Source organism: Vreelandella sp. H-I2, assembly GCF_052959335.1.
Map to the genome: position 1 here is coordinate 322,212 of NZ_JBRAMC010000004.1, position 18,062 is coordinate 340,273.

Genomic DNA, 18,062 nt, shown 5'->3' on the forward strand with positions numbered 1-18,062 from the left:
TATGCAAGGTGAATCGCTGACCGTACGCGATCTTGATATCTGTGCGACCCCGCCTGGTGAGGATGAGCGCACTATCGTCAGCCGGATCAATTTCGCGCTCAAGCCAGGCGAAGTGATGGCACTAATCGGAGAATCCGGTTCGGGCAAGACCACCATTGCGCTGGCGATGATGGGGTACGCCCGTCGTGGCTGCCGGATCGCCGGCGGCAGTGTGCAGTTGGGAGAAACCGACATACTGTCGCTTTCAGCTGTGGAAACCCGCGCACTGCGCGGTCACCGAGTGACGTATATCGCTCAAAGCGCGGCAGCGGCGTTCAATCCCTCGCGCCGGCTAATGGAACAAGTCATCGAAGGTGCGCTAATTCACGGAGTTATGGATCGACAACAGGCGCAGCAGAAAGCCATTCAACTATTTGGCGAACTGGCATTACCCGACCCTGAGCATATCGGCAACCGTTACCCTCATCAGGTCTCAGGGGGCCAGCTACAGCGGCTGATGGCCGCGATGGCCTTAATTACCGATCCCGCACTGGTGATTCTGGATGAGCCTACCACCGCATTGGATGTAACTACTCAGGTCGATGTGCTGCGGGCCTTTAAGCGGGTTATGCGTGAGCGTGGAACCACGGCGCTTTACGTCTCTCACGATCTCGCTGTCGTCGCACAGATTGCCGATCACGTCTTGGTGCTTCAGGCAGGTGAAGAGCAGGAGCAAGGGCCCATTGCGCAAATTCTGGAACACCCGAACCATGCCTACACTCGTAGCTTACTGGCGGCTGCCCGGCCAGAAATCCACTCATCTTCACCCGTCTCCTCTTCCACGGGTGAAGAGCTGTTGCGCATTGATGACTTGCAAGTCGGCTATGGGCACCGCAACCGTAGAGGCGAGCCGGATAATATCGTGCTTGATCACATTCAGTTGCGGATTGATCGCGGTCAGGTGTTGGGCGTCATTGGCGAGTCCGGTTCGGGGAAGTCAACGCTTGCCAGGGCAGTGGCGGGCTTGGTAGCACCCTCCCAGGGGGGAGTGCAATTTAACTGCCATGAGCTATCGCCAACGTTGCGAGGGCGCACAGCGGACCAGTTCCGACGGATCCAGATCGTCTTCCAGAGCGCCGACAATGCGCTCAATCCGGCCCACTCGGTCAGGCGGCTGCTCAACCGGCCGCTGGAAACCTATTTTCATATGAGCCGCGATGCCCGACAGCGGCGGGTCGAAGAGTTGATGGACTTGGTCAAACTGCCGCGCACGTTGCTCGACCGCAAGCCCAGCGGGCTATCGGGTGGCCAGAAACAGCGCGTCAACCTCGCCCGGGCGCTGGCCGCAGAACCCGATCTGATCCTCTGCGACGAAGTGACCTCGGCGCTGGATACCGTGGTAGGTGCTGCGATTCTCGAGCTGCTGGCCGAACTGCGCCGTGAACTGGGCGTTGCCTACCTGTTTATCAGCCACGATATCTCGACGGTACGCTCGCTGTGCGATGACGTCATGGTGCTTTACCAGGGTGAGTGTGTGGAGTTCGGCCCCTGCAGCACGGTGCTCAATCACCCCCAGCACGACTACACCCGCAAGCTGATTGGTTCGGTGCCTGAACTACAGCCTGGCTGGCTGGAGGGGTGCCAATGGTCGACCCATACGCAGCCGTCAACCGCGCCCGTTTAATCACTAGCCCTATCAATGACAAGGAGAAAAGCATGCCGACGCTGCCCCTCAGTGACAGTGACCTGCTACGCGAGCAGGCCTTTATCAACGCACAATGGTGCGACGCCGACGATGCGGCCACGCTGACCGTTACTAACCCCGCCACCGGCGAAGCGCTGGCTAGCGTACCCAGCATGGGTGCCAGCGAAACCCGCCGGGCAATCGAGGCCGCCGAAGCGGCGTGGCCCGCCTGGCGTGCCCGCACAGCGGCAGAGCGAGCAGCACTGCTGGAGCGCTGGCATGCCCTGATCCTGGAAAACAGCGAGGATCTGGCGGTATTGATGACCCTGGAACAGGGCAAACCCCTCAGCGAAGCGCGTGGCGAGACCCAGTACGGCGCGAGTTTTATCAAGTGGTTTGCGGAAGAGGCACGCCGTGCCTACGGCGAGACCATCCCCTCCCCCAGCGCGGATCGCCGCATTGTGATCCTCAAACAGCCGGTAGGCGTGTGCGGTGCGATTACGCCCTGGAACTTCCCCATCGCCATGATTACCCGCAAGTGCGCCCCGGCCCTGGCGGCCGGATGCCCGATCGTGATCAAACCCTCGGAGCTGACGCCGCTTTCAGCACTGGCCTTGGCAGTACTCGCGGAGCGTGCGGGTTTCCCCCCCGGCGTAGTGAATATCGTCACCGGGCTGCCCGAAGGCATTGGCGGTGAACTGACCTCCAACCCCACCGTGCGCAAACTCTCCTTCACCGGTTCGACCCGGGTGGGTAGCCTGCTGATGCGCCAGAGCGCCGACGATATCAAGCGCCTCAGCCTGGAGTTGGGCGGCAATGCTCCGCTGATCGTGTTTGACGATGCCGATCTGGAACTGGCGGTGGCTGGTGCCATGGCGAGCAAGTTCCGTAATGCCGGTCAGACCTGCGTTTGCGCCAACCGCATTCTGGTTCAATCCGGCATTCATGACCGCTTTGTGGCCCGCCTGGCGACCGAAATCGAAGCGTTGCGCTGTGGCGACGGCATGGAGGAAGGCACCACTATCGGCCCACTTATCAATGACCAGGCGGTGAGCAAAGTCGCCCGCCATCTCGATGACGCCATGTCCCATGGTGCTGAACGAGTGCTCGGTGAGGTGCCCAGTGGTCAGGATCGCTTTGTGGCGCCGGTACTGCTCACCAAGGTAACCGAAGCCATGCTGGTCACCCAGGAAGAGACTTTTGGTCCTGTCGCCCCCATTATGCAATTTGACAACGAAGAAGACGCTATTCGTATTGCCAACGCGACGCCCTTTGGGCTAGCCGCCTACTTCTTCACCGAAAGCGTGCGCCGGGCCTGGCGGGCCGGCGAAGCGCTGGAGTTCGGCATGGTCGGCCTCAACACCGGTTCTATTTCAATGGAAGTCGCGCCGTTTGGGGGCATGAAACAGTCTGGCCTGGGCCGTGAAGGCGCTCGGCAGGGGCTTGATGAGTATCTGGAGGAGAAAGCGTTTCATATGGGTGGGCTGGACTAGCCCTGATGACGTGCGTGAAGTGCCCACTCTATGGCGGGCGCTTCACGCCGTTTTCTCATCTCAGCTTAGTAACCACGCTGAGGATCAACACGGCCAATCATTGGCTCACCGCGTTGATGACGCCGCAGGTTGTCCAACAGTACGGGAAAGGCGCTATCGGGCTGCGTCATCGCGGCCACGTGGGGGGTTAGCAAAATTCGTTCGTCTCGCCAGAAGGGGTGGTCATCGGCGGGAGGCTCTTCACTCAACACATCCATTACCGCGGCACTCAAATGGCCGTCATCAAGGGCTTGAGTCAGGTCTTGATCAACCAAGTGCTCGCCACGGCCCATGTTAATCAAGGCCGTCCCCTCGGGCAGACGCGCAAAAAGGTCTCTATTGAGAATACCGCGAGTGGCATCGGTCAGCGGCAGCACGCAAATAAGAATATCACTGGAGGCGAGAAACTCATCCAGCGCTGCCTCCCCATGATAACAGGCAACATCTTGCACCTGTCGCGATGAGCGAGCCCAGCCACTAACAGCGAAACCGTAGCCTGCCAAATGCGAGGCTATCGTACTGCCCAATTGGCCTAAACCCAGGACTCCAATACGCCGCTGAGCCGCAGGCACCAACATATGCGCCTGCCACTGTCCTTCGCGCTGTTGGCGTACATAGTCGCCCATGCGGCGGTGCAGCCACAGCGTTGCGAAGGCGGCGTACTCAATCATTCCGCTCTCAATGGCAGGGTCGAGCATACGCACCAACGGCAGTTGCGGGGGCAGTACGTCAAAATCAAACTGATCGACCCCCGCGGAAGTGGCAAATAGCACTTCAAGGGATGGTAAGGACTCTATTACGTTTTCCGGAGGCTGCCACGCTAACAAATAGCGAATTTCGTTAGGATCGCCAATATCGGGCCATTGGCGGAATTCAATATCAGGCGCGTGTTGGGCAAAAAGCGCTTTCCACCGAGCCCCGCGCACCGGGTCAGATTTATATAGCAGTGCCATCGCATCGTGTCCTTAGCTAAAACTTCATCCTACGGTGGTCTAAGAGGCAGCGGATACCGATTTGGCGGTCATGAAGAAAAGCGCTGCGCCTAAATCCACGCTTTAGACGCAGATTACACTGTCCTCGCCATGACAGTGAATCATGCTGCACAAGCTAGCAAATACGAAGGATTACGCGGTTACCAACGCCATGCCAAGCGTATCTAGCTTGCTAACAGCGGTAAGCTCAAAACGTCAGCACACCGCAACATGACAATCGTGACTATACCGTGACTACGTTTAAGGAGCCCGCAGATGAATAACGACGCCAACACTTCCCACTCCCTGTTAAGCCAGCGCGAGCAGTGCATTCCCCGCGGCGTGGTGAACGCCCATCCTATCGTAATTTCCCATGCCCGCGGCAGCGAAGTCTTTGATGTCGACGGCAATCGCTATTTGGATTTCGTGGGGGGTATCGGCGTACTCAATGTCGGCCACAATCACCCACGGGTGGTGTCGGCGGTTCAGGCCCAGGTGGAACGTATTTCCCATATGAGCTTCCAGGTGGCTGCCTACCCTGGCTATATAGAACTGGCTAGCCAGCTGGCCCAGTTGGTCGGCGGTGACAACGCCTACCAAAGCGTGCTCTTTACCTCCGGTGCTGAAGCGGTGGAAAACGCCATCAAAATTGCCCGCTCCCACACCGGGCGCCCTAACGTGATTGCCTTTCGCGGTGGTTTTCATGGACGCACGCTACTGGGCACTACTCTTACCGGCATGAGCCAGCCCTATCGACAAAATTTTGGCCCTTTTCCCCCTGCAATACACCACGTGAGCTACCCGGATGCGCTGCGCGGCGTCAGCAGTGAGGACGTCCTTGCCGAGCTGGATACGCTGTTCGCCACTGAAGTCCTCCCCGATCAGGTCGCCGCTATCCTGATCGAGCCGGTACAGGGTGATGGTGGCTTCCTGCCTGCCCCAGTCGAGTTTATGCAGGCACTTCGCGCCTTGACTGAACGCCACGGCATTGTGCTCATCGCCGATGAAATTCAGACCGGCTTCGGGCGCACGGGCAAGATGTTTGGCTTTGAACACAGCCATATCCAGCCTGACCTGGTCACTGTCGCTAAGAGCCTGGGCGGAGGTTTGCCGATCTCGGGCGTTGTTGGGCGTACCGAGATGATGCAAGCTCCCGCGCCGGGAGGGCTCGGCGGCACCTATGGCGGCAGCGCGCTAAGCTGTGCGGCGGCACTGGCGGTACTGGATATTTTTGCCGATGAGCAACTGCTTGAACGTGGTATCGCCATGGGCAAACGGCTGGAAACAGGATTGCGCCAGCTGCAGGCCAAGCACCCTTTGATTGCCGAAGTACGCGGGCAAGGCCCGATGCTTGCCATTGAGCTTCTCAACGGCCCACGGGTAACACCTGAAGACGCTGCGCTAGTGCAACAAGTCATCGATCACTGTCGTGCAGCAGGCTTGCTGGTTATCAAGTGCGGTGTTCATCGCAATGTCATTCGCTTCCTGGCACCGCTTAATACGAGCGACGAACAAATCGACGAAGCAGTGGCGATTTTAGACAAAGTGTTATCCAGCGCCACGCACTAGTTAATCGCAACAGCCAGGAGAGCAGGACGTCATGCAACTGACCGACTATACGACGCTATGCATGGATGCCCATGGCGTGCTGATTGATCGTGATAGAGATATTGTGCGGGGCCTATCGCCGCTGTTAGCGTTGATGCCTGCCCCGCCACCGCAGGAGCAGGTATTAGCAGACTATGTACAGGCGCTGCATGAACTCACGGATGAGCAGATGGGCGCCGTTTCGGCTCACTGTACTGTCTACCGCGCCCTGGCTAACCGCTGGGGGCTGGAGGTGGATTGGCAAGAAGGAATTGAGTTTGCCAGCTCACTTGGCTTTGGCTCACTTTATGAAGATGCTCCTGGGGCTATTCACTATCTGCGCAAGTTCTACCAGCTCAGAGTAGTGACGTCCCTCAATGAGCAGGAGTTCTTTACGTTTAATCAGCGCATCGGCCTTTCAGCGAATGAGCGGCTCACCACTGGCAGCTTTGTGGCCGCGCGTACCAAACTTCGGGAGATGGAGGCAGAAAGAGAGGTTCTGCTCTTAACGGCAGGCCCAGCTGCGAAGAATAGCCGAGGGGGGCACTGCCGCATCACGCGAAATGCCAAAGCGGATCAGCCCCATAGTCAGTCGTGTGTCTCACTCAGCGATTTTATTTATCAGCATCAGCTTGCTCTACGCGGCGAATTGCTTTAGACAAAGGTAGCAAATTAAATCAACGGGGCGGCTCTTACCGCCCCATAACAAATAAAGGATTTTGCATGGTGGCTAGCGTTCGCCTTGATCGTATCGACATCAATATTCTCGTTCAGCTTCAAGCAGATGGGAGAATGACTAATGTGCATTTGGCCGATGCTGTCGGGCTATCGCCCAGCCCCTGTCTACAGCGCGTCAAGCGATTAGAAGCCGCTGGCTATATCACTTCATTTCAAGCCCGTCTCAATCTGTCGAAAATGATGGAAAGCGTGACTGTCTTTACGGAGGTCACCCTGTCGGATCACCATCGCGAAGATTTTCTGCGTTTTGAACAAAAAATTCGCCAGGTCGATGAAGTCATGGAGTGCCACCTTATTAGCGGCGGCTATGACTATTTATTGCGCTTTATCACGCGCAGCATTGCCCATTATCAGCGTGTGATGGAGGCACTTATCGAGGGCGAAATCGGCATTGAAAAGTACTTCAGCTATATCGTTATCAAGACCCCTATCAATAAAGAACAACTCCCGCTTCGTACCTTAATGGAGGGTTAGCCTAGAGCGTTTTCACCCTTCCCGAAACGCCTCTACCACTCGCTCAGCCAATACCTCGCTGGCACCCCCACTGCCAGCCCGTTTAACCAGCGCGACTTGATAGTCACCGAGTGGGGGCAGCGAATCATTGTGGAGCCGCTTGAGCGGTGGCCGAATCAGACTTTTCGGAAACGGTGAAACAGCAAGGTCTGCCAGCATAGCGGCCTCTTGTCCGGCACAGTGGTCGCAGGAGTAGGCGATTCGGTAATTCACGCCGGCGCTATCCAGCGCATGGAGTGCAATTCTACGCCATGCACACCCCTGCTGAGCCAGGGTCACCGGTAACGGCGTACGCTGTACGGCAACTCCATCCTCACGACCCGCCCATACCAGCGGTTCACTACGAACCACTTCACCACGTGCCGCCTGTCCAGGTTCTCCAGACATCACCAGCGCCAGATCAAGCTCCCCCTCATCCAACCTAGCGAGCAAATCTATACTGCGTCCAACCACCACATCGACCTGCACCGCCGGGTGCGAGCGGGCAAATTGGGTTAACACAGTGGGCAAAATACGCCCTACCACATCGTCAGTTATTCCCAGCCCCACACGCCCTTCTAAGGTAGGGGCTAAAAATTGAGTAACGGCTTCGGCATTAAGCTTCAATAGTCGGCGGCCATAGCCCAGTAGCATTTCACCTTCGGCAGTCAGGCGCACATAGCGCGCCTCGCGAACAAATAGCGTTTGCCCGAGCGTCTCTTCCAGACGTTTGATCTGCATGCTCAGCGCGGAAGGAGTGCGAAACAGCTGTTGGGCGGCCCGGGTAAAGCTGCCACTCTCCGCGATCATCACAAAGGTGCGCAGCACCTCGCTATCCAGTAGCGGTAAGGCAGCCCGGCTGGGAGTTATCGTCGATAATTGATTCATCACGCCTGCCTTTCAGAAAAACTTAACACACAGTGTAGATCTTTTCGTTTGATTGAACCAAGGCAAAGTACCAAGCTGATAACCAGAGGTCGCGACCCTCCGCTTATGAATCACTGATCACCGCTGACCAGTAGGCGCCCTGGCGCCATTGACTGTGCAGCTAGTGAAAAGGAGGTGCGCAATGAAGTGTGAAGATCCTACCCAACATGCCCATAAAGCCTGGGAAAAAGCTAGTCGGCTGGTGCCACCACCCAAGCCACCCCAACTGCATTTCTACATGCCCGCGATGCCGTCAATGAGAGTAATCCATGCGCTCGATATGTGCTGGTGGCGCTATCGGCGTCGGCGCCTTTTCCGCCGGCACATACTGCCGTTACTAGCCTACGACGGCCAAGTATTGAGAGATATTGGTTATCGTCGCGAAGATATCCTATGGGCCAATCAGCTTCCATTGAAGGAGGATGCTATCCAAGCGTTAAAAAACCTGGCGCATAATCCATTATAAAACTTAACTTATATATATTTATTAACCTCACATTCGTTGCTAGCTTTAAATGATCGCATGGAGTTGCGACTGCTAATTTTCTACCAACCAGCATGGAGCAAAACATGGTTATTAAAAACGCTAACGAGCTTTTCGTTCGCCTGCTTTCTGAAACGAATAGTGCAGAAAAACAAATTACCCGCGCGCTCCCCAAGATGGCACGAGCGGCGGATGACCCTAAACTGGTCGACGCTTTTAAACATCACCTTGATGAGACCCAAGGCCAGGTAGAAAGACTTGAACAAGTCGCTGATAGCGTGCCTGACATCCGCATCAAACGGCTGAAATGTTATGCCATGGAGAGCTTGATTGAGGAAGGCCAGGAACTGATTGAAGCGACCGAAAAAGGCGCTATACGTGATGCAGGTCTGATTGGTGCTGCACAAAAAGTGGAGCATTATGAAATCGCTACTTACGGCACGTTGTGTTCTTTAGCGGAACAATTAGGTTACACCGAAGCTAAAAATATCCTGGCCGAGACTCTCAAGGAAGAGAAGTCTACGGATGACAAGCTAACCACGTTAGCCAAAGAAAACGTTAACAAGAAAGCGGGTTAACGTACCCGAACTTTCCCCGTATTTAGGGTGGGCTTAATCAAACTAGCCCACCCTTCTTACTAGCCTTACTGTCTAGCTTATGAGCTAAACACAAACCGTTATAATCTCTTCAACTACACCCCCACTGGCCCACCGTCGCGTTTTTGTATCACCACAGTAGCTGCCCGAGGCCGTACCTGGCCGCTAGCCGCGACAGTAGCGTCTTGAGCCAACGCATCGTCATCGGCCGGCCAGTTACCTGGGTGCTGAATGTTAATAAACAGCGCGGTTTTATCCGGCGTAGCAAAAATACCGGTGACTTCGCAGCCGTTCGGCCCTACCGCAAAGCGTTTTAGCTGCTGCTGATTGCTACTGTTAACCACCGGCCCGGTACCTTGAATATCGTCCAGCCCGTTGGGCACGACCGCAAGCAGTTGGTCGTTGGTGTACTCCGTGATGCCATCATAGCCGTTATCGGTCTGGATCCAGAGAATGCCCTGCCCGTCGCTGCGCTCGTCGAACCAAAGACCATCAGGGCTGGCGAACTGGTTCATTTCAGTCAACCCCGAGTGGTTATCCGTATCATCGGTAGCCGCACCAAACACGAACACTTCCCAGGTAAAGGCGTTCGGCAGACGGCTTTCACGCCAGCGGATAATGTGTCCCGCTTCATTATTGGCGCGAGGGTTAGCGGCGTTGGTCGGTGCTAGATCGTAACCGACACCCCTTTGTTCCAACCGCTCGCCGTCGTTGGTGAAAGTGGGAGAGGTATCCTCAGCAGTACGCTGGCTATTATTGGTTAGGGTGAGATAGACGTCGCCCGACGCGGGATCGACTGACGCCCATTCAGGGCGATCCATCGGCGTGGCACCCAACAAATCCGCCGCATCGCACGTGTTAATGATAATGCCCGCTTTATCGTTATCGGCCAGCCCCAATGCCGATGCCAGCGTGCGGCCATCGCGCGTCTGGGTCTCAGGTGTCAGCGGCAGCCACTCACCGCTACCATCGGCGTGAAAGCGGGCTACAAATAGCGTTCCGTTATCCAGGTATTTACTGCCAATGGAAAGACGGTCGTAGGCTTCACCTGGACGATTCGCATCGGCAGGGTCCCAGGCAGCGCTGGAGACGTACTTATACACATACTCATTGCGCGCATCATGACCTGAGTAGTAAACCACCGGCTGTCCTGCTTCCAGTTTGCCTAACCAGCACCCTTCATGGCGAAAACGCCCTAATGCCGTCCGCTTAACCGCCCGGGCGTCACTGTAAGGGTCGACCTCTACCTGATAACCGAAAGTGCGAGCCTCGTTACGATAGTCATTCTCTGCATTTTCGCCACGCGGGGTAATATCGAAGCGAGCGAACTCACCTTTTTCTTCAGTGGCATCGCCACTAGAGGTATCCCAGCCGTAACGGCTCTTGTCCGTAGGAATGCCGATGCGGGCGTCGTCTTGGAAGCGCTCGCCACGATTGACAAAAATATCGGGCCAGTTCTCTTCACAGGCAATGTAAGTGCCCCAGGGCGTGACCCCGTTGCCGCAGTTATTATTCGTGCCACGGGTTTGCATGCCCGTCGGAGAGAACTGCGTTTTTACATAGCCGCTGCCCGCTACAGGACCGGAAAGATCCATCACCGTCGCACTGGTGAAGCGGCGGTTATAGCGCGATCCCGGTACATGCGTCCAACGGCCGTCAGCATCTTTCTCTACCTCTACCAGAGTGACACCGTGGGCGTTGATCTCGGTGCGTGACTCATCTGCTGGCCGCTTGCCCTCTTCGGCATTGGTGGGGCCGCCTTGGGGCGCCCATAGCGCAGCTTGGTCGATATATTCATTGTTCAGTGCCAGCACGAAACGACGCGAGGCGTTATCGGCGTCCAGAGCAAAACCAGCCATGCCGTCATGATGCATGCCCACGCTTGCCGCTTGACGCTCAGGGGTCATCACCTGATCAGCCTGCCACGTGTCGCCCGCACTTAACGGCGTGCCCCAAGGCACTAACACCTGGGCCACATAGCCTTCCGGTACCACGATCGCATCAGTAAGTGAGCCGCGCACCGCTTCGAAAGCGAGTGTCAGGGGTGCTTTCTGCGTACCACTTGCAGTAAGTGCTTGGGCAGCGCCACTGAAACTGAGCATCGAAGCAGCCGCCACGCCCAAGCCACCGCGCATAACATCACGTCGGGATACATGACGTGCCAACACCTCGGCGAAAGGTTGATTGCTGCTGTGATTAAACAGGCGATGATCTTCTATCTCTTTACTCATTTTGCTCTCCCCCTGGTCGTTTTTAGGTCACGATTGAGCTTGAGAAGACTCTAAAGAGGCTAAGTGACAGCATGATGACGGAGCACCTGCAGTGAGATGAATGACGTTTGTAGTGTTGGACGCTTTTACTATCCAAGTCCTATTGAGGGACACTCAGAACTCTGCTAAATTAACGTTAATAGTTATCATTAACATAGGAGTTATTCTCTCATGCAGTTACCCGAGAAGGGCTCTAGTCAGGGAGATACGTCATCCTCAATGCCCCGCGAGGTGGATAGTAGAGAATTACTTGGCAGTTCAGGCCAACTGATAATTCACCATGAACAGCGCCGCTACGTTTTACGCCGCACCAAAAGCGGCAAATTAATTCTTAACGCCTGATATAAAAGTTAGTCACTCATCATAGCCAGCCACCTGCAGCCTTACTGCAACCAGCCAGCGATGTCTTCCACCTCTCTTTGTTGGAACTCTCTGGTACATGAAACACATACGCACCTTTAATGGCCTCTTGTTAACGCTACTCCCCCTGCTAGCCGCCCAAGCAGATGATGCCGAACTTAACCCGGTGACGGTCACCGGCACCCGAGCGCCTACCGACCTTTCCCGGGCACCGCTGATTATCGATATTATTGATCGCGATGACGCCGTACTGACCACCGCTAGCCGAGTCGAAGATGTGCTTAGCCGCCAACCCGGCCTGCACGTCGCAGGACAAGGCCGCCGCAATGGCCAAACACTCAGCATGCGCGGTTTTGGCAGTAAAGGGGTGTTGGTGCGCTTGGATGGCGTTCGTCAGGATATCTCTACTGGCCACATCGGCAACTTCTTCCTTGACCCTGGTTTGATTCAAGAAGTGCAGATAGCGCGTGGCGCGCTCTCAAGCCTATATGGCAGCAATGCCATGGGCGGGGTCGTCAGCTTTACCAGCGTGGATGCCAACAACCTGCTTGCCCCTGGCGAAGATAGCGGCGTGCGCCTTTCCGTCGGCGGTGCAACTGCCAGCGATGAGCTGCGGGGAAGCCTTACCGCCTTTGGCCGCCGCGATACCGCCAACGGTCAGGTGGATGGCCTGTTTTCAATCGGCCGCAGTGAATCGGGCGATATCCGCCGCGCAGGTGGCGATGAAGCAGAAGAGGATGCCACGCTCAATAGCCTGCTGCTAAAAGGTGGTTGGGAGCCAAGCGACGACCAGCGGGTATTTATGAGCTGGCAGCACTACGATGAAGACGCCACCCAGCCCGCCAACCCACAACAGCTTTCAACCGATGCCAGCAATCCGCTGCGCGACCGGGATGTGGAAAGCAACAACGTCCAGTTGGGCCACCGCTGGCAGCCCAGTGGGGCAACCGAAGTCACTTCACGGCTTACCTTTAGCCAGCAGGATATTGATGAGGCCCAGGCCAACCGGACGCTGGAGCGGACCGGTCTCCAGAGCGACGGCTTCCACACCATGGATCACGGCTGGCTTTCGCAAACGCTGGTGTTCGGCGCCGAATTGGAGCAGGCACGCCAACGGCCAGATGGCGAAGCGAATGGCTTTCCTAAAGCCGACATCGATACCCAGTCAGCCTATCTCGACACCACGCTTACCGCTGGGCGCTATCTGGCCGATGGCGGTGCCGGGCAGTTCGACGTTGGCCTGGGTGCCCGCTACGACCGCTACGACGCCAGCGGACAAAACGATGCCGACAGCGTCCACGACCAAGTGTCTCCGCGTTTTCGTCTTGCCTGGCGGCCCGATGACGCTTTGATGCTATTCTCCGGCTACGCCGAAGCCTTCCGCGCCCCCAGCCTGTCCGAGCTTTATGCTAACGAGCGCCACTTCGCGGGTTTCTGCGCAGGGCCCGCCTTCTGCACGCCGGACAACTACTGGATTCCCAACCCCAATCTCTCGCCTGAATCCAGCCACACTTGGGAGAGCGGCGTGGTGTGGCATCAGGGTGACTGGCAACTGCGCGCCAGCTACTTCGATACTCGCGCGGATGACTTTATCGATACCCAGGTTGATATTATGGCGGGCACCACCCAGGCGGTAAACGTTCAGCGCGCCCAGCTTTGGGGCTATGACGCCCGAGTTACCTGGCAGCCTACCACCTTCCCATTCCTGACAAGCTTTGCAGGCCTCTCGGAGGTTTCCGGTAAAGATCGCGACTCAGATGAACCGCTGGGTAGTCAAACTCCATTGGAAGCCACCTTGGGCAGCGAGGTGGCACTGTACAGCAGTGATATCCGCCTGGGCTGGCAAGCTCGCTTTGCCCAATCCTTCGATAAGCAGGGCGACGACGAACACCTGCCCGGCTATGGCCTGCACGACGTTCATCTCGCCTGGCAAATCACTCCGGCCGTGGATACCTCGCTGCGCCTAGCCAATCTTGGCGACAAGGTTTGGTACCGCCCTGACGGCAGCCTGGGCGACGGGCGCAGCCTGTTCGCCACTCTTAACTGGCAGTGGTAAACCCAACCAGTGAACCATAAAAGAGGTGCGTTATGATTCCGTCCCAACAGATCGCCATTCTCGAAGCCCTTGATGCGGCGCGCGCCGCTCAGCCACGCCTTCCCGCCATTGAGATTGCCGAACGCTTAGCGATCAGCGAAGGCGAACTCCAGGCCGCCCGTTTAGGGCGCGATGTATGGACGCTGCCACTTTCACCCAGCGATATCGCCGCTTACCTGCCGCAGTTGGGGCGGGTTAAAGCCCTAACCCGCTCACGACTGGCCGTGCTAGAACAAACCGGCGATTACCCTGAGCTCCGCGGCGGGCCACAAACAGGTTTATTACTCGATCCCTGTGGTCTGGACCTTCGGCTACTCTACACACACTGGCACTGGGCTTGTTTGATTCGTGACCCAATGCCTGACGCAAAAGAGCCAGCGCCGCCGTGGCGTTGGAGCCTGCAGATATTCAACCAGCATGGCTGCGCCGTTCACAAATGCTTTGCCCTGGAGAACCCACTGCCGCGCCCTTGGGGTGCATTAGCCGCCTTGGGCACCCGGGACACACCGGCGTTTACCCAGAGCATGCCGCGCCTAAAGCGCCCGCTGCCTGAAGCGCCGAACCTCGCTAGCGAGTGGGGTGCAATGCGCGATGTACACCAGTTCTTTGCTCTCCTTCAGCGCCATCAACTGGAGCGTATCGAGGCCAACCAATTAATGGAAGGTCGCTATACCCGTGCGCTACCTGTGAACGCCCTGGAAACAGTGCTTCAGCAGGCAAGCCAACGTGCGCTGCCTTTGATGCTGTTTGTCGCCAGCCCCGGCTGCGTGCAGATCCGTACCGGTGATTTACCCGCTCCCCAACGTGCTCGCGGTTGGTTAAACCTGTTTGGCGAGCAATTCACCCTGCACCTTGATGACACTGCGATTGACCAAGTGTGGCAAGTCAGCAAGCCCAACCGCGACGGTGGCGTGACCAGCATTGAAGCCTTCGATGCCGAAGGCTCGTTAGTGCTGCAGCTTTACGCGGAGCGTCAGGAAGGGGGTACTGAAAGACGCGAGTGGCGGCAACTACTGGACGAGCTAGGAAGCTGCGAGGAGGTCGCATGATCCAGCACCACTTAAAGACACGCCTGTTGCTTGGCATCATAGCATTGGGATGGCTGCTGGTAGGCGCACCGCTAGCCCATGCCGATGAGCACCGGCATGCTGACGGGCGTTGGCTAGTACTCGGCGGAGATATCGCCGAAATCCTGGGCGCCTTGGATGCCGATATTAACGTTGTCGCGCGGGACGATACTGTGCTTTATCCGCCGGAAATGGCTGCTTTACCGTCAGTCGGCTATCTACGTCAACTCTCTGCGGAAAGCGTGCTTTCTATTCAGCCCGACCACGTGTTAGCCGCCGGGCACGCAGGGCCCAAAGAGGTGCTGGAGCAGCTAGAAGCGGTGGGGCTTGAGGTAGCTCTCATCAACGCCCCGCCCTCCCTCGATGCCATGGCCGAAAAAGTCCGCGCCGTTGGTCAACTAACCAATCGCAGCCAGGAAGCAGATGCCTTGGCGGCCACACTGAACAAGAAACTTGACCGGTTAGCCAACCTGCCAGCCCTACCCTCGACCCGTGCCATGTTTATTATGCAGAATAGCGGCTTAACGCCCCGTGCGGCGGGCAGTAACACGGCAGCGCATACCACGCTCGAAGCGGTGGGCCTGGAAAATGCCTTTGCCGAGATGCAGGGCTATCACAATGTGGGTGCCGAAGCTCTGGCCCGCGAAGCCCCCGACATCGTGGTTGTCTCCGAACGAGGGCTGGCAGCGATGGGCGGAGAGGACGCACTGTGGCAACTGCCCGGCATGGCGTTAACCCCCGCAGGACGCGAGCAGCAGTTTATCGTGATTAACGACCAAGCGTTGCTCGGCTTTGGCCCTCGTACCCCTGATCAGTTGCTCACCTTGCGTCAGGGCGTCGAAGCTCTGTTAGGCATAACCGCCACCGCCCAGTTAAGTCCATGATGACCATTATCAACGCTTACCGCTTTCGCGTGCAGCTACCGGTAAACCGTACAACCCGCGTTCTCGTCGGCTTAACCGCTGCCTTGCTGTTGGCTCTATGCTGGGGAGCCAGCTCCGGTGCGCTGGGCATCTCCCCGTGGGGGCTATTCAGCGACCAAGCCGACCCGCTCAGTGTTCAGGTGTGGTGGCAATTGCGACTACCCCGATTACTGCTTGGCGTCGCGGTAGGGGCGATGCTCGCTGGGAGCGGCGCCGCCATGCAGGGGCTATTTCGTAACCCATTGGCCGACCCTACCCTACTTGGCCTTGCCAGTGGTGCGGGGCTGTTTGTAGCGCTGTGGATTGTGCTGTTTCAAGACAGCGGCGCAGGCAGCCTTTACGGTCAGTTTGCAGCAGGCTTTTTGGGCGCCTTATGCGTCTGTTTGATTGTTTTTGGCATTGCCAAGCGCCAGGGCGGCGGCAGTGCTGCGGTAATGACCCTGCTACTGGCTGGCTTGGCTATCAATACGTTGGCCGGGGCGGGCGGTGGGGTTTTAGCCTTTATCGCCAGTGATGAGCAACTGCGCCAGCTTAGCTTATGGGGCATGGGCACGCTCACTAACGCCCTGTGGCGCACCACGGCCTTAGCCTTGGTACTCATTGCTGTTGCCCTTTGGCTGTTAATGCACAGCGCTCGCGAACTCGACCTGCTCCAGCTAGGTGAAGCGACCGCTCACGCGGCGGGACTGGACGCGGCTCGATTAAAACGCCGTGTGGTTATCGCTACCTCGCTGGGGGTGGGCATTTGTGTAGCTCTCACTGGGGTGATTGGCTTTCTAGGCCTGCTGGTGCCCCACTGCCTGCGGCTGTGGTTAGGACCTGGCCACCGATTATTGCTACCCGCCTCCATGTTAGGCGGTGCACTGTTGCTAGTCGTCGCCGATACCTTAGCCCGCACCGTTGCGGCTCCTGCGGAAATTCCTGTAGGACTGCTTACCAGCCTGCTCGGCGGCCCCTACTTCTTATACCTACTGATGCGCAGGAACCGAGCATGCTAACGCTCCATCAGGCTGGCTTAACCACCACCCCCGCTATTGCCCCACTAGACGGCACGATTCGACCCGGCGAGCTGCTGGCCATTGTCGGCCCCAACGGCGCGGGCAAGAGCACCCTGCTCAGCATGTTGTCGGGCTTTCGCCCTGCTCAGCAGGGCGAACTACATCTGGATGGCAAGCGCCTAAGTGAGTGGCCAATTGCCGAGCTTGCCAACCGCCGGGCGCTGGTTGCCCAACAGGAGCTACCTGGCTTTGACTGGCAAACCGATGAACTAATGAGTTTAGGCAGTAACCCACCAGACTCACTGGTCGCTGAACTGTTAAACGACTTAGATTTGACACACTTAGCCAAGCGCAGCGTGCTCTCGCTTTCCGGTGGCGAACGCCAACGAGTGATGATCGCCCGAGGCGCCTGCCAGCTCCTTTCAAGGTGTGCTCCTACCGCCAAGGATGGCGGACTTCTACTGCTGGACGAGCCCACCAGCGCCTTGGATATCGGGCAGCAGCAGCGCCTGATGCGCCAGCTACGCAGCTGGGCGAGCCAGCACCACATGGCGATTGTCTGCGTACTCCACGACCTTAATCTCGCCAGTACTTATGCTGATCGCGTGTGGCTGCTGCATCAAGGGCAGCGTATTGACCACGGCCTACCTAGCCAAGTGCTCAATCCTGCGACCATCGCAAACATTTACGCGGCCGAACTGCAGCGCATAGAGGACCTCCCTCACGGCAAGCCGTTACTCGCCTTAGCGCCTTGACTCTCCTGCCAGGGAACCTGCGAATACTTCCATGAGCAAGCCACCTTCGTCACTACTGCATATGTTCTTGAACGAGCGCCAGCGCCTTATCAGACGGCTTAGGCAAATCGTGGGTAACGCCAGCGAGGCAGAAGATCTTGCTCAGGACGCTTTCATAAAGCTTTGGCAGCGTCCTCCTTCTGATGCAGATACGCCAGGCCTATTGCACCGTACCGCTCACAACTTGGCACTTGATCACTTGCGTGCCCAATCAGTACGCAAACGGCATCAGAAAGACGAACAGCACGAGGGTAGTTATGAATACTTTCAAGCACCTAGTCCAGAAAAGCTGGCAATGACGCTGCAGCAATGGCAACGGTTAATAGAACAATTAGACACCCTGCCTGAACGAACTAAGCATGTTTTTCTTCTTAACCGTGTCGAAGGAGAAACCTACAACACTATCGCCGCACGCCTGGAAATCTCAGTCAGCACTGTTGAGAAGGATATGATGCGTGCAATGCGCCTATGTCGGGAGTGGCAAAAACGAACCAAGGATGAGGAAGATAGGCGTGTCAAACGTTGTAACCATAATAATACGCTGCACTCAGATACGAGGTAATAC

General features: G+C 57.1%; 17 protein-coding genes. 14 read left to right on the forward strand and 3 right to left on the reverse strand.

The window, feature by feature from the left end; all coding sequences use genetic code 11:
- The first annotated feature begins 1 nt into the window (after nt 1).
- Both ACUVOF_RS12250 and ACUVOF_RS12255 read left to right on the forward strand, forming a co-directional pair.
- Nucleotides 2-1,663, forward strand: coding sequence for an ABC transporter ATP-binding protein (locus ACUVOF_RS12250; RefSeq protein WP_447044621.1), 1,662 nt, complete (start codon nt 2-4; stop codon nt 1,661-1,663).
- Between the two features lie 32 nt (nt 1,664-1,695).
- Entirely contained in the window at nt 1,696-3,156 is a 1,461-nt protein-coding gene (locus tag ACUVOF_RS12255; RefSeq protein ID WP_447044622.1) for an NAD-dependent succinate-semialdehyde dehydrogenase, read from the forward strand.
- A gap of 65 nt (nt 3,157-3,221) precedes the next feature.
- On the opposite strand, the gene ACUVOF_RS12260 is transcribed toward ACUVOF_RS12255, so the two are convergent.
- Complete coding sequence (locus tag ACUVOF_RS12260) at nt 3,222-4,148, reverse strand: 2-hydroxyacid dehydrogenase (protein ID WP_447044623.1); 927 nt, start codon at nt 4,146-4,148, stop codon at nt 3,222-3,224.
- Between the two features lie 294 nt (nt 4,149-4,442).
- On the opposite strand from ACUVOF_RS12260, the gene gabT reads away from it, so the two are divergent.
- The 3 genes from gabT to ACUVOF_RS12275 all read left to right on the forward strand — a co-directional run bounded on the left by gabT (nt 4,443) and on the right by ACUVOF_RS12275 (nt 6,965).
- Entirely contained in the window at nt 4,443-5,735 is a 1,293-nt protein-coding gene (gene gabT / locus ACUVOF_RS12265; protein ID WP_447044624.1) for a 4-aminobutyrate--2-oxoglutarate transaminase, read from the forward strand.
- A gap of 31 nt (nt 5,736-5,766) precedes the next feature.
- Entirely contained in the window at nt 5,767-6,411 is a 645-nt protein-coding gene (locus tag ACUVOF_RS12270) for a hypothetical protein (protein ID WP_447044625.1), read from the forward strand.
- Nucleotides 6,412-6,476: 65 nt separating this feature from the next.
- Nucleotides 6,477-6,965, forward strand: coding sequence for an Lrp/AsnC family transcriptional regulator (locus ACUVOF_RS12275; RefSeq protein WP_447044626.1), 489 nt, complete (start codon nt 6,477-6,479; stop codon nt 6,963-6,965).
- 12 nt (nt 6,966-6,977) lie between these two features.
- Here the strand turns inward: ACUVOF_RS12275 and ACUVOF_RS12280 are convergent, their stop codons facing one another.
- A complete protein-coding gene (locus tag ACUVOF_RS12280) occupies nt 6,978-7,871 on the reverse strand; it encodes a LysR substrate-binding domain-containing protein (protein ID WP_447044627.1) in 894 nt (297 codons plus the stop codon).
- Nucleotides 7,872-8,052: 181 nt separating this feature from the next.
- Here ACUVOF_RS12280 and ACUVOF_RS12285 point away from each other — a divergent pair, with 181 nt between their 5' ends.
- Both ACUVOF_RS12285 and ACUVOF_RS12290 read left to right on the forward strand, forming a co-directional pair.
- Complete coding sequence (locus ACUVOF_RS12285; protein ID WP_447044628.1) at nt 8,053-8,376, forward strand: hypothetical protein; 324 nt, start codon at nt 8,053-8,055, stop codon at nt 8,374-8,376.
- Between the two features lie 104 nt (nt 8,377-8,480).
- Nucleotides 8,481-8,972, forward strand: a complete 492-nt coding sequence (locus ACUVOF_RS12290) for a YciE/YciF ferroxidase family protein (RefSeq protein ID WP_447044629.1) — start codon at nt 8,481-8,483, stop codon at nt 8,970-8,972.
- Nucleotides 8,973-9,085: 113 nt separating this feature from the next.
- On the opposite strand, the gene ACUVOF_RS12295 is transcribed toward ACUVOF_RS12290, so the two are convergent.
- Nucleotides 9,086-11,221: a PhoX family protein gene (locus ACUVOF_RS12295; protein WP_447044630.1), complete on the reverse strand. Its 2,136-nt coding sequence runs from the start codon at nt 11,219-11,221 to the stop codon at nt 9,086-9,088.
- 210 nt (nt 11,222-11,431) lie between these two features.
- On the opposite strand from ACUVOF_RS12295, the gene hemP reads away from it, so the two are divergent.
- The 7 genes from hemP (at nt 11,432) to ACUVOF_RS12330 (ending at nt 18,059) form a co-directional block, all read left to right on the forward strand.
- Nucleotides 11,432-11,602, forward strand: a complete 171-nt coding sequence (gene hemP / locus ACUVOF_RS12300; RefSeq protein ID WP_444673084.1) for a hemin uptake protein HemP — start codon at nt 11,432-11,434, stop codon at nt 11,600-11,602.
- Between the two features lie 97 nt (nt 11,603-11,699).
- Nucleotides 11,700-13,676 carry a TonB-dependent receptor domain-containing protein gene (locus ACUVOF_RS12305; protein ID WP_447044631.1) on the forward strand — a complete coding sequence of 659 codons (1,977 nt, stop codon included), beginning with the start codon at nt 11,700-11,702 and terminating at the stop codon, nt 13,674-13,676.
- A gap of 32 nt (nt 13,677-13,708) precedes the next feature.
- Nucleotides 13,709-14,764: a ChuX/HutX family heme-like substrate-binding protein gene (locus ACUVOF_RS12310; RefSeq protein WP_447044632.1), complete on the forward strand. Its 1,056-nt coding sequence runs from the start codon at nt 13,709-13,711 to the stop codon at nt 14,762-14,764.
- The gene (locus ACUVOF_RS12315; protein WP_447044633.1) at nt 14,761-15,666 is read left to right on the forward strand and encodes a heme/hemin ABC transporter substrate-binding protein; all 906 of its coding nucleotides are present in this window, start codon (nt 14,761-14,763) and stop codon (nt 15,664-15,666) included. Before ACUVOF_RS12310 ends, ACUVOF_RS12315 begins: the two co-directional genes overlap by 4 nt.
- Nucleotides 15,663-16,703 carry a FecCD family ABC transporter permease gene (locus ACUVOF_RS12320; protein ID WP_447044634.1) on the forward strand — a complete coding sequence of 347 codons (1,041 nt, stop codon included), beginning with the start codon at nt 15,663-15,665 and terminating at the stop codon, nt 16,701-16,703. The genes ACUVOF_RS12315 and ACUVOF_RS12320 overlap by 4 nt, the downstream gene beginning before the upstream one ends.
- Nucleotides 16,697-17,458 (forward strand): ATP-binding cassette domain-containing protein, encoded by a 762-nt coding sequence (locus ACUVOF_RS12325; RefSeq protein WP_447044636.1) that lies wholly within the window; start codon nt 16,697-16,699, stop codon nt 17,456-17,458. Before ACUVOF_RS12320 ends, ACUVOF_RS12325 begins: the two co-directional genes overlap by 7 nt.
- Nucleotides 17,459-17,489: 31 nt before the next feature.
- Nucleotides 17,490-18,059: an RNA polymerase sigma factor gene (locus ACUVOF_RS12330; protein ID WP_447044637.1), complete on the forward strand. Its 570-nt coding sequence runs from the start codon at nt 17,490-17,492 to the stop codon at nt 18,057-18,059.
- Nucleotides 18,060-18,062 lie beyond the last annotated feature (3 nt).